At 72.7% G+C, this 11,652-nt stretch carries 9 protein-coding genes; 2 read left to right on the forward strand and 7 right to left on the reverse strand.

Going from position 1 to position 11,652, the window contains the following annotated elements; genetic code table 11:
* Positions 1-362 precede the first annotated feature (362 nt).
* The gene (locus ACZ7LK_RS03645) at positions 363-1,265 is read right to left on the reverse strand and encodes a TIGR01777 family oxidoreductase (RefSeq protein ID WP_469464942.1); all 903 of its coding nucleotides are present in this window, start codon (positions 1,263-1,265) and stop codon (positions 363-365) included.
* A 33-nt stretch (positions 1,266-1,298) separates the two neighbouring features.
* Here ACZ7LK_RS03645 and ACZ7LK_RS03650 point away from each other — a divergent pair, with 33 nt between their 5' ends.
* The gene (locus ACZ7LK_RS03650; protein WP_392276075.1) at positions 1,299-1,790 is read left to right on the forward strand and encodes a GNAT family N-acetyltransferase; all 492 of its coding nucleotides are present in this window, start codon (positions 1,299-1,301) and stop codon (positions 1,788-1,790) included.
* 45 nt (positions 1,791-1,835) lie between these two features.
* On the opposite strand, the gene ACZ7LK_RS03655 is transcribed toward ACZ7LK_RS03650, so the two are convergent.
* Positions 1,836-2,354 (reverse strand): DUF4240 domain-containing protein, encoded by a 519-nt coding sequence (locus ACZ7LK_RS03655; protein WP_469464946.1) that lies wholly within the window; start codon positions 2,352-2,354, stop codon positions 1,836-1,838.
* 98 nt (positions 2,355-2,452) lie between these two features.
* Here ACZ7LK_RS03655 and ACZ7LK_RS03660 point away from each other — a divergent pair, with 98 nt between their 5' ends.
* Positions 2,453-3,385 carry an SDR family oxidoreductase gene (locus ACZ7LK_RS03660; protein ID WP_392276076.1) on the forward strand — a complete coding sequence of 311 codons (933 nt, stop codon included), beginning with the start codon at positions 2,453-2,455 and terminating at the stop codon, positions 3,383-3,385.
* On the opposite strand, the gene ACZ7LK_RS03665 is transcribed toward ACZ7LK_RS03660, so the two are convergent.
* The 5 genes from ACZ7LK_RS03665 to lpdA all read right to left on the reverse strand — a co-directional run bounded on the left by ACZ7LK_RS03665 (position 3,376) and on the right by lpdA (position 11,452).
* Entirely contained in the window at positions 3,376-4,344 is a 969-nt protein-coding gene (locus tag ACZ7LK_RS03665) for a helix-turn-helix transcriptional regulator (protein ID WP_392276077.1), read from the reverse strand. The genes ACZ7LK_RS03660 and ACZ7LK_RS03665 overlap by 10 nt on opposite strands.
* Positions 4,345-4,399: 55 nt before the next feature.
* On the reverse strand, positions 4,400-7,090 hold the full coding sequence (aceE, locus tag ACZ7LK_RS03670; RefSeq protein WP_471138215.1) for a pyruvate dehydrogenase (acetyl-transferring), homodimeric type: 2,691 nt from the start codon (positions 7,088-7,090) through the stop codon (positions 4,400-4,402).
* 262 nt (positions 7,091-7,352) lie between these two features.
* Positions 7,353-7,976, reverse strand: a complete 624-nt coding sequence (locus ACZ7LK_RS03675) for a GntR family transcriptional regulator (RefSeq protein WP_392276079.1) — start codon at positions 7,974-7,976, stop codon at positions 7,353-7,355.
* 178 nt (positions 7,977-8,154) lie between these two features.
* Complete coding sequence (gene sucB / locus ACZ7LK_RS03680) at positions 8,155-10,005, reverse strand: 2-oxoglutarate dehydrogenase, E2 component, dihydrolipoamide succinyltransferase (RefSeq protein ID WP_471138217.1); 1,851 nt, start codon at positions 10,003-10,005, stop codon at positions 8,155-8,157.
* Positions 10,006-10,063: 58 nt separating this feature from the next.
* The gene (lpdA, locus tag ACZ7LK_RS03685) at positions 10,064-11,452 is read right to left on the reverse strand and encodes a dihydrolipoyl dehydrogenase (protein WP_392276081.1); all 1,389 of its coding nucleotides are present in this window, start codon (positions 11,450-11,452) and stop codon (positions 10,064-10,066) included.
* Positions 11,453-11,652 lie beyond the last annotated feature (200 nt).

Raw genomic sequence — 11,652 nt, forward strand, 5'->3', positions numbered from 1 at the left:
GCGGTTCGGTGCGTGGGGGGCTCATGCCCTTAACAGGGCCGTGGAATACCCGAGTTCGGGCTCCGAGCGTATGAGCGGGCCGAGACCCCGGTCACACGCGCGCGCGGGGGGTCACCGAAGCAACGGGGGTCGCACGCGGCCGGAATCCTCCGGGCGGCCGAGCCCGGAACCACGGGAGCGGTGGGCGGGCTCTTGGACCACCGGTCGGGCTCGCGCCGCTGGGTGGGGTCGGGTGCCTGGGCCGGCGCGCGTCCCCAGGGCGGCCGAGCCCGGACGGACAACCCCTGCGCCGACCCCACGGCAACCACGTCCGGGCGGGCGACCCGCGGGGCAGGCCGCGGGGCCGGGCCGCCGCCGCGGACCTACGCGGCGGCGATCGCCGTGTCGATCGTCGGGAAGGCGAAGCGGAAGCCCGACTCCAGCAGCCGGGCCGGGAGGACGCGCTGGCTGCCGAGCACGTCGGACGCGAAGTCGCCCAGCGCGACCCGCAGCGCCGGGGCCGGCACGTGCAGGAACGCGGGACGGCGCAGCACGCGGCCCATCGCGGCGGTGACCTCCCGGTTCGTGACCGGGTCCGGGGCGGTGAGGTTCACCGGGCCGGACAGGGACTCGGTGTCCAGGATGTGCCGCAGCGCGGCCACCTCGTCGTGCAGGGAGATGAAGCTCCAGTACTGCTCGCCCCTGCCCAGGCGGCCGCCCAGCCCCGCCCGGAACAGCGGGAACAGCCGCCCCCACGCGCCGCCCTCGCGCGCCACCACCAGCCCGGTGCGGGCGTACGCGACACGGATGCCCGCCTCCTCCGCGGCGGCCGCGGCGCCCTCCCACTCCACGCACACGGACGGCAGGAAACCGTCCCCCGGGGGAGCCGTCTCGTCCACCGCCCGGGACCCGGTGTCGCCGTAGTAGCCGAGAGCCGTGCCGCACAGCAGGACCTTCGGCGGGGTGTCGAGCGAGGCGAGGGCCTCCGCGACGGCCGCGGTGCCGAGCACCCGGCTGTCGCGGATCTCCTTCTTGTACGCCTCGCTCCAGCGGCGCTCGCCGACGCCCGCGCCCGCGAGGTGCACGACGGCGTCGCAGCCGACGAGCCCGGCCGCGTCCACGTACTGCCGCCGGGGGTCCCACTCGATCTCGTCACCGGCCCGCGCGGGGCGCCGCACCAGTCTGACTACCTCGTACCCGTCGGTCCGCAGCGAGCGGACGAGGGCCGACCCGATGAGACCGGTGGAGCCGGTGACCGCGATACGAGCGATACCGATACGTTTCATGCGCCCATCCTGCCGCGTGGCACAGTGTCGGGCATGAGCACCCCGCACATACGCCTGGCACGGCCCGGGGACGACGACGCCCTCGGGCGGCTCGACCGTGAGACCTGGTCGCCGCTGCACGCGGTACAGCCGCCGCCGCAGCCGCCGTACGACCCGTTCTTCGACTCCTCGCACCGGCCGGAGGACTTCCTGGTCGCCGAGGCCGAGGACGGCCGCCCCGCCGGATACATCCGGCTCGTGCCGCCCACGCGGCTGGCCTGCAACCGGCACGTGCGCCAGATCCAGGGCCTCGCCGTCGCCGAGTGGGCGCGCGGCCGTGGGGTGGCACGCGCCCTGCTGCGGGCCGCGTGCGACGAGGCCGTCCGCCAGGGCGCCACCCGCATCACCCTGCGCGTCCTCGGCCACAACAAGCCCGCCCGCACGCTGTACGCCTCGGAGGGGTTCGTCGTGGAGGGTGTCCTGCCGGGCGAGTTCTTCCTGGACGGGCGGTACGTCGACGACGTCCTGATGGGCCGCAGCCTCTGAAGCACCCGCGGCACCCGGGCCGCCCCGGGCACCCGGGTGCCCCCGTCACACGCCGAACCGGTCCCAGAGCCGGGGAAAGCGCTCCTCCAGCGCCGCGTCGTCGTCGAAGTCGAACGGCGTGCCCTCCGGCTCCGGGGCCTGCGGCGGGATGCCCAGGTCCGGCGCGACCGCGCCCGTGAGCTGCTCGTACGCCTCGTCCGCCGCGTACCCCAGCTCCTCGCCGTCCCCGTCGATCTCCTCGTCGAAGTCCTCCAGCAGCTCCGCCAGCGAGTCGGGCTCGTGCACCGCCCCCTCGAACACCTCGCGGCCCTGGCCGATCAGCCAGCAGCGGAAGTAGTCGAACGCGTCGTCGCTCGCCCCGCCCAGCAGGACGGCCGCCGCGCCCCACAGGTCCCAGGTGTACGCGCGGTTGTAGCGCGCCTCGAAGTGCCGGGCGAAGTCCAGCACGGAGTCGGGATCGAGCTGGAGCAACCGCTCGACGAGCAGCTCCGCGTGGTCCTCGGGGTCGCCCTCGGCGGCCTGGCGGGTGGTGTCGATGATCTCCCAGAACTCCGTCTCGTCCATCACGGGACAAGCATCCTGGGTCGGAGGACGCAGTGCACGCGGAGCGGCCGAAAAGAAACCGGACAGAGGATGTCGCGTATCACCGGCAGGATGGTCGTATGACGAACGACAACACTTCTGCCGCGCCCCTCGCCGGCACCACCGCCCTCGTCGCCGGCGCCACCCGGGGCGCCGGCCGCGCCATCGCCGTCGAGCTCGGCGCCGCCGGAGCCACCGTGTACGTCACCGGCCGCACCACCCGGACCGGCGTCAGCGAGGTGGGCCGGCCGGCCGAGACCATCGAGCAGACCGCCGAGCTCGTCACCGCGGCGGGCGGGGAGGGCATCGCCGTACCGGTCGACCACCTCGAGCCGGCGCAGGTCCGGGAACTCGTCGACCGGATCGACCGGGAACGCGGACGGCTCGACGTCCTGGTCAACAGCCTCTGGGGCGGCGACCACCTGATCCCCTGGGGCAAGAAGATGTGGGAGACCGACCTCGACCAGGGCCTGCGGATGCTGGAGCTGGGCGTCCGCAGCCACGTCATCACCAGTAGCTGCGCCCTCCCGCTGCTCGTGCGGAACCCGGGCGGACTGGTGGTGGAGATGACGGACGGGACGGCCGAGTACAACACCCGCTTCCGGGAGAACTTCTACTTCGACCTCGCGAAGAACGCCCCGCTGCGCATGGCCTTCTGCCTCGGCGAGGACCTGAAGGCGGTGGGCGGCACGGCGGTCGCCCTCACCCCCGGCTACCTCCGCTCCGAGATCATGCTCGACATCTACGGCGTGACGGAGGAGAACTGGCGGGACGCGACGGAGAAGGAGCCGCACTTCGCCGTCGCCGAATCACCCGCGTACGTCGGCCGGGCCGTCGCCGCGCTCGCCACCGACCCCGACCGGCACCGGTGGAACGGCCGGTCGCTCTCCAGCGGGCAGCTCGCCCGGGAGTACGGCTTCACCGACACCGACGGATCGCGCCCGGACGCCTGGGGGTACTTCATCGACGTGGTGCACGGCGGGAAGGACGCCTCCGCGGAGGACTACCGGTAGAGGGCCGCCATCCGGTCCGCCGCCCCGGCGAACAGCGCCCGCAGCGAGGCGGGCTCCAGCACCTCCGCCTCCGGCCCCAGCCGCAGCAGCTGGCCGTACGCGACCTCCTCCGACTCCACCGGCAGGGTCACCGTCACCCGGCCTTCCGCGTCCGGCGGGCCGGCCGCCTCCAGCGCCTCGCGGGCGGCGGCCCGGTCCGCCACGTACGGCAGGCCCCGCACCCCGGCCTCCGTCAGCCGCACCACCGCCTCCGTCCGCAGGATCGAGCGGGCGAACTGGGCGGCCCGCTCCTCCCAGAACCCCGGCAGGTCGAAGTCCTCGTCCCGGGTGAACCGCTCGTCCCCCGGCGTCACCGCCGTGAAACGGTCCACCCGGTAGACCCGGAAGGACGCCCCGGCGCGGGCGCAGAGGTACCAGACGCCCGCCTTGAGCACGAGCCCGTACGGCGCCAGCTCCCGCTCCACCTCGCCGTCGTCCCGGCGCCGGTAGCGCACCGAGACCGTACGGTCGTCCCACACGGCCTCCGCCAGCACCGGCAGCAGCTCCGGCGTCTCCGGCTCCTGGTACCAGCCCGGCGCGTCCAGGTGGAACCGCTGCGCCGCCGAGGAGGGCGCGTCCCGCAGCGACGGCAGCAGCGCGGCCGACACCTTCAGCCGGGCCGCCGACGCCGCGTCCTCCAGCCCCATCCCGCGCAGCGCGCCCGGCACCCCGGACAGGAACAGCGCCTCCGCCTCGCTGCGCGCCAGCCCCGTCAACCGCGTCCGGTAGCCGCCGATCAGCCGGTAGCCGCCAGCCCTGCCCCGGTCGGCGTACACCGGCACACCGGCCTCCGACAGGGCGAGCGCGTCCCGGGTGATCGTGCGCTCGGAGACCTCCAGCTCCCGCGCCAGCTCGGCGGCCGTCATCGAGGGGCGGGACTGGAGCAGGAGCACCATCTTGATCAGCCGGGCAGCGCGCATGGCCCCATCATGCAAGAGGCCCCCGCCGTAGCGGGGGCCCCTGGAAGCGCGGCTCCTACAGGCCGTAGCGCTCGCGGGCGTCCTTCACCTGGGAGACCGGGACCTCCCCGCGCTTGGCGAGCTGCGCCAGCGCGGCCACCACGATCGACTCGGCGTCCACGCCGAAGTGGCGGCGGGCCGCCTCCCGGGTGTCCGACAGGCCGAAGCCGTCCGCGCCGAGCGAGCTGTAGTCCTGCTCGACCCACTGCGCGATCTGGTCCGGCACCTGGCGCATGTAGTCGCTGACCGCCAGCACCGGGCCCTGGGCGTCGGCCAGCGCCTGGCGTACGTACGGCACCCGCTCCTCGCCGCGCAGCAGCGCCGCGTCGGCCTCCAGCGCGTCGCGCCGCAGCTCGGTCCACGAGGTCGCCGACCATACGTCGGCGGTCACGCCCCAGTCGGCGGCCAGCATCTCCTGGGCCTTCAGCGCCCAGTGGATCGCCGTGCCGGAGGACAGCAGCTGGAGGCGCGGGGCGTCGGCCGTGACCGGCGTGCCCTCCTTGAAGCGGTACAGGCCCTTGAGGATGCCCTCGTCCACGCCCTCGGGCTTGGCCGGCTGCGGCATCGGCTCGTTGTAGACGGTCAGGTAGTAGAAGACGTTCGGGTCCTCGCCGGGGGCCGTCTCGCCGTACATCCGGCGCAGGCCGTCCTTGACGATCACCGCGACCTCGTACGCGAACGCCGGGTCGTACGTCAGCGCCGCCGGGTTGGTCGCCGCGATGACGGGGGAGTGACCGTCGGCGTGCTGGAGGCCCTCACCGGTCAGCGTGGTGCGGCCGGCGGTGGCGCCGACGAGGAAGCCGCGGCCGAGCTGGTCGCCGAGCTGCCACATCTGGTCGGCCGTGCGCTGCCAGCCGAACATCGAGTAGAAGATGTAGAACGGGATCATCTGCTCGCCGTGCGTGGAGTACGCGGTGGCGGCGGCGATGAAGTCGGCCATCGAGCCGGCCTCGGTGATGCCCTCGTTGAGGATCTGGCCGTCCTTGGCCTCGCGGTAGTACATGAGCTGGTCGCGGTCGACCGGCTCGTACGTCTGGCCCTTCGGCGAGTAGATGCCGAGCGACGGGAACAGCGACTCCATGCCGAAGGTGCGGGCCTCGTCCGGGACGATCGGCACCCAGCGCCTACCGGTCTGCTTGTCGCGGATCAGGTCCTTCATCAGGCGGACGAAGGCCATGGTCGTGGCGACCGACTGCTGGCCGGAGCCCTTGTCGAAGGCGGTGAAGGTCTTGTCGGCCGGCGCCGGCAGCGGCTCCAGGGCGTGCGTGCGGCGCGCCGGGGCGGGGCCGCCGAGGGCGGCGCGGCGCTCCTGGAGGTAGCGCACCTCGGGGGAGCCGGCGCCGGGGTGGCCGTAGGGCACCTGGCCGTCGGCGAAGGCGGAGTCCGGGATCGGCAGGCCCAGCAGGTCCCGCATGTCCTTGAACTCGTCCACCGAGAGCTTCTTCATCTGGTGGTTGGCGTTCTTGGACTCGAAGCCCTTGCCGAGGGTGAAGCCCTTCACCGTCTGGGCGAGGATCACCGTCGGGGCGCCCTTGTGCTCCAGGGCGGCCTTGTACGCCGCGAAGACCTTGCGGGGCTCGTGGCCGCCGCGGGAGTACTGGAAGCACTCGATGATCTTGTCGTCGGACAGCAGCTTCGCCATCTCGACGAGGGCGGGGTCCTTGCCGAAGAAGTCCTCGCGGATGTAGGCGGCGTCGCGGGTCTGGTACGTCTGGATCTGCGCGTCCGGCACCTCGCGCAGCCGGCGGACCAGCGCGCCCGTGGTGTCGAGCTGGAACAGCTCGTCCCAGGCGTTGCCCCACAGCGACTTCACGACGTTCCAGCCGGCGCCGCGGAACTGGGCCTCCAGCTCCTGCACGATCTTGAAGTTGGCGCGGACCGGGCCGTCCAGCCGCTGGAGGTTGCAGTTGATGACGAAGGTGAGGTTGTCGAGCTCCTCACGGGCGGCGAGCGCGAGGGCCGCCGTCGACTCGGGCTCGTCCATCTCGCCGTCGCCGAGGAACGCCCAGACGTGGGAGTTCGAGACGTCCTTGATGTTGCGGTTGGTCAGGTAGCGGTTGAACCGCGCCTGGTAGATCGCCGACAGCGGGCCGAGGCCCATGGACACCGTCGGGAACTCCCACAGCCAGGGCAGGCGCCGCGGGTGCGGGTAGGAGGGCAGGCCGTTGCCGCCGGACTCCTGGCGGAAGTTGTCCAGGTGCTGGGCGTTCAGGCGTCCGTCGAGGAAGGCGCGGGCGTAGATGCCGGGCGAGGCGTGGCCCTGGATGTAGAGCTGGTCGCCGGAGCCGTCCTGCTCCTTGCCCCGGAAGAAGTGGTTGAAGCCCGTCTCGTAGAGCCAGGCGGCGGAGGCGAAGGTGGCGATGTGGCCGCCGACGCCGTACTTGGAACCCCGGGAGACCATGGCGGCCGCGTTCCAGCGGTTCCAGGCCGTGATCCGCGCCTCCATCGCCTCGTCGCCGTCGAAGCCGTAGCCGGCCTCGGCGGCGGTGGGGATGGTGTTGACGTAGTCGGTTTCGAGCAGCTTGGGCAGCGCGAGACCGGCGCCCTCGGCGCGCTCCAGGGTGCGCCGCATCAGGTACGCGGCGCGGTGCGGCCCGGCGGCCTGGGCGACGGCGTCGAGGGACGCCTGCCACTCGGCGGTCTCCTCGGGGTCGCGGTCCGGCAGCTGGTCGAGCTCGCTCGGCTGGATGCGGGTGGGGTCGGTCATAGTCGCCGCCTTCCGGAGTCGAAGGGGTGGGGAGCCCTTGGTCTTGGCAGGACAGGGCGAGGGGACCTCTGTTGAAGTCCGCGGACGACTGTACGACCGTGATCGATGATCGATCAAAGTGTTCGGGGAAAAATGTTCGCCCCAGGCCCAAAGTCGGCATTCGGTGCCACGAAAATGGGCACCCGGTGCCTTGTTTTCGCAGGTTTTCGCAGGTGGGAGCAGCGGATGAGCGCGCGTTCCGACCGATGAGCGGGGGGCCTGCTCAGGCGCGCGGGGCGCAGCCGAGGACGTGCTCCTTCACCAGGACGCCGATCGCGGGGTCCCGGCGGCGGAAGGCCTGGACGAGCTCCTCGTGCTCCTCCGCGTACGACTTCTGTACGGTGCCGAGCCAGCGGATCGACAGGGCCGTGAAGACCTCGATGCCCAGCCCCTCCCAGGTGTGCAGCAGCACCCCGTTGTGGGCGGCCCGCACCAGCTCCCGGTGGAAGCCCACCGTGTGGCGCACCTGGGCCGTGCCGTCGGCCCGCGCGTCCGCCTCGTAGAGGGCCGCCACATGGGGCTCCAGGGCCGAGCAGTCCTCGCCCAGCCGGTCGGCCGCCAGCTCCGCGGCGATCTGCTCCAGACCGGCCCGCACCGGGTAGCTCTCCTCCAGGTCGGCCGCGGTGAGGTTGCGCACCCGCACGCCCTTGTTGGGCGCCGACTCGATGAGCCGGAGGCTCTCCAGCTCGCGCAGGGCCTCCCGCACGGGCGTCTGGCTGACCGCCAGCTCGGTCGCGATCCGCCGCTCCACGATCCGCTCGCCCGGCTTCCAGCGGCCGCTGACGATGCCCTCCACGATGTGCTCGCGGATCTGCTCGCGCAGCGAGTGGACGACGGGCGGGGTCATGGGTGCTCCTTCGCTGCTGCGGCGGTCGCTGGCCATTATTCCGCCCGGTCAGCCCGTACGGCGGCCCCGGGCGGGAGACACCGGTCACGCCCGGGTGCCGTGGACACGACAGCGGCGCCCCCGGCCCGAAGGAACTCCGGACCGGGGGCGCCGCCGTCGTACGCCCTGCTGCTGGGGACTACAGGCCGAGGTCGACCTCGAACTCGCCCGCCTCCAGGATCGCCTTGACGGCCGTCAGGTAACGGGCCGCGTCGGCGCCGTCCACCAGACGGTGGTCGTAGGAGAGCGACAGGTACGTCATGTCGCGGACCGCGATGGTCTCGCCCAGGTCCGGGTGGTTGATGACCACCGGGCGCTTGACGGTGGCACCGATGCCCAGGATGGCGACCTGGTTCGGCGGCACGATGACCGTGTCGAACAGCGCGCCGCGCGAGCCGGTGTTGCTGATCGTGAAGGTGGCGCCGGACATGTCGTCCGGGGTGAGGCCGCCGCCACGGGCCTTGCCGGCCAGCTCCGCGGTCTTCTTGGCGATGCCGGCGATGTTCAGGTCGCCCGCGCCCTTGATGACCGGGGTCATCAGGCCCTTCTCGGCGTCCACGGCGATGCCGATGTTCTCCGAGTCGAAGTACGTGATCGTGCCCTCGTCCTCGTTGATCCGGGCGTTGATGACCGGGTGGGCCTTCAGCGCCTGGGCCGCCGCCTTCACGAAGAACGGCATCGGGGACAGCTTGACGCCCTCACGGGCGGCGAACGCGTCCTTCGCGCGGTTGCGCAGCTTCATCAGCTTGGTGATGTCGACCTCGAGGACCGAGGTCAGCTGGGCCTGCGAGTGCAGCGCCTTCATCATGTTCTCGCCGATGACCTTGCGCATCCGGGTCATCTTGACCGTCTGGCCGCGCAGCGGGGACGTCTCCAGGGCCGGGGCCTTGGCGGCGGCCGGGGCGGCCGCGGCGGGAGCCGGGGCAGCGGCGGCGGCCTTCGCGGCCTCGGCGGCGGCGACGACGTCCTGCTTGCGGATACGGCCGCCGACGCCGGTGCCCTTGACGGACGCCAGGTCGACACCGTTCTCGGCCGCGAGCTTGCGGACCAGCGGCGTCACGTACGCGCCGTCCTCCGCCGGCTGTGCGGCGGCGGGGGCGGGGGTGACGGGAGCGGCCGGAGCGGCGGCCGGAGCCGGGGCGGCCGGAGCCGGGGCCTGGGCGGCGGGCGCGGGCTGCGCCGGAGCCGGGGCGGGCGCCGGAGCGGCGGGGGCGGCCGGAGCGGCGGGGGCGGCCGGAGCCGGAGCCGCGGCCGGAGCCGGGGCCTCGGCGGCGGGAGCCGGGGCGGCCGGGGCCTGGGCGGCGGGAGCCGGGGCGGCCGGGGCCTGGGCGGCGGCCGGAGCCGCACCCGGAGCGCCGATGACGGCCAGCTTGGCGCCGACCTCGGCGGTCTCGTCCTCGCCGACCACGATCTCCAGCAGCACACCGGAAGCCGGGGCCGGGATCTCGGTGTCGACCTTGTCCGTGGAGACCTCGAGCAGCGGCTCGTCCTCCGTGACCTCCTCGCCGACCTCCTTCAGCCAGCGGGTGACGGTGCCCTCGGTGACCGACTCGCCCAGCGCGGGCAGCACGACGTCGGTGCCCTCGGCCGAACCACCGCCGGCGGCGGCCTCGGCGGTCGGGGCGGGGGCGGGAGCCTCGGCCTCGGTGGACGGGGCGGCCTGCGGGGCCGGGGCCTCCTGCGCCGGAGCCTCCTGCGCCGGGGCCGGAGCGGCCTCGGCGGCGGGGGCGGCCTCGGCGGCCGGGGCACCCGAGCCGTCGTCGATGACGGCCAGCTCGGCGCCGACCTCGACGGTCTCGTCCTCGGCCACCTTGATGGAGGCCAGGACACCGGAGGCCGGAGCGGGGATCTCGGTGTCGACCTTGTCGGTCGACACCTCCAGCAGCGGCTCGTCGGCCTCGACGCGCTCGCCCTCGGCCTTCAGCCAGCGGGTGACAGTGCCCTCGGTGACGCTCTCGCCGAGCGCCGGCAGGGTTACGGAAACCGACATGGTTTCGGTTGCTCCTAACGAATTGCGGAAAGTGGTCGTCGCGCCCGGACTGAAGGCGTCAGTCGTGGGAGTGGAGGGGCTTGCCGGCCAGCGCCAGGTGGGCCTCGCCGAGCGCCTCGTTCTGCGTCGGGTGGGCGTGGATGAGCTGCGCGACCTCGGCCGGCAGCGCCTCCCAGTTGTAGATCAGCTGCGCTTCGCCGACCTGCTCGCCCATGCGGTCACCGACCATGTGGACGCCGACCACGGCACCGTCCTTGACCTGCACCAGCTTGATCTCGCCGGCGGTCTTGAGGATCTTGCTCTTGCCGTTGCCCGCGAGGTTGTACTTCAGGGCGACGACCTTGTCCGCGCCGTAGATCTCCTTGGCCTTCGCCTCGGTGATGCCCACGGAGGCGACCTCGGGGTGGCAGTACGTCACCCGCGGCACGCCGTCGTAGTCGATCGGAACGGTCTTCAGACCGGCCAGACGCTCCGCCACCAGGATGCCCTCGGCGAAGCCGACGTGCGCGAGCTGGAGCGTCGGGACCAGGTCGCCCACGGCCGAGACGGTCGGCACGTTGGTGCGCATGTACTCGTCGACCAGGACGTAGCCGCGGTCCATCGCTACGCCCTGCTCCTCGTACCCCAGACCGGCCGAGACCGGGCCGCGGCCGATGGCGACGAGCAGCACCTCGGCCTCGAAGGTCTTGCCGTCCGCCAGGGTGACCTTGACGCCGTTGTCGGTGTACTCGGCGCTCTGGAAGAACGTACCGAGGTTGAACTTGATGCCGCGCTTGCGGAAGGCACGCTCGAGGAGCTTCGAGCTGTTCTCGTCCTCGACCGGCACGAGGTGCTTCAGGCCCTCGATGATCGTGACGTCGGTGCCGAAGGACTTCCACGCCGAGGCGAACTCGACGCCGATGACGCCGCCGCCCAGGATGATCGCGGACTCCGGGACCCGGTCCAGCGTCAGCGCGTGGTCCGAGGAGATGATGCGGTTGCCGTCGATCTCCAGACCCGGGAGCGACTTCGGCACGGAACCGGTGGCGAGGAGGACGTGCCGGCCCTCGACCCGCCGGCCGTTCACGTCGACGGAGGTCGGGGAGGACAGCCGGCCCTCACCCTCGATGTACGTCACCTTGCGGGAGGCGACGAGACCCTGGAGGCCCTTGTACAGGCCGGCGATCACGTCGTCCTTGTACTTGTGGACGGCCTTGATGTCGATGCCCTCGAAGGAGGCCAGGACACCGAACTGGTCCGCCTCGCGGGCCTGGTCCGCGATCTCACCGGCGTGGAGCAGCGCCTTGGTGGGAATGCAGCCGTTGTGCAGGCAGGTGCCGCCGAGCTTGTTCTTCTCGATCAGTGCGACGTCCAGGCCCAGCTGCGCACCCCGCAGGGCCGCGGCGTACCCGCCACTGCCACCGCCGAGGATCACTAGGTCGAAAACGGTGCTGGCGTCGTTCGCCACGTCACGTCCTCCATGCATGTGCGCCGGTCGCCGGTCGTCCACGACCGGGCGGCGGCTGGTGTTCGGCCGCTGTTTCTTCGGCCCTGTGGTGGGGGCCCTGTCCTGCCGAGAACCCATCTTCGCACTTGTTGCCGGAGACCGGGACGCGGGGCTGTTCTTTCCGGGGCTCGGTTCGGCCCCGGGGCGCTCAAGCGTGCGCC

This window comes from Streptomyces sp. NPDC039423 (assembly GCF_055598725.1).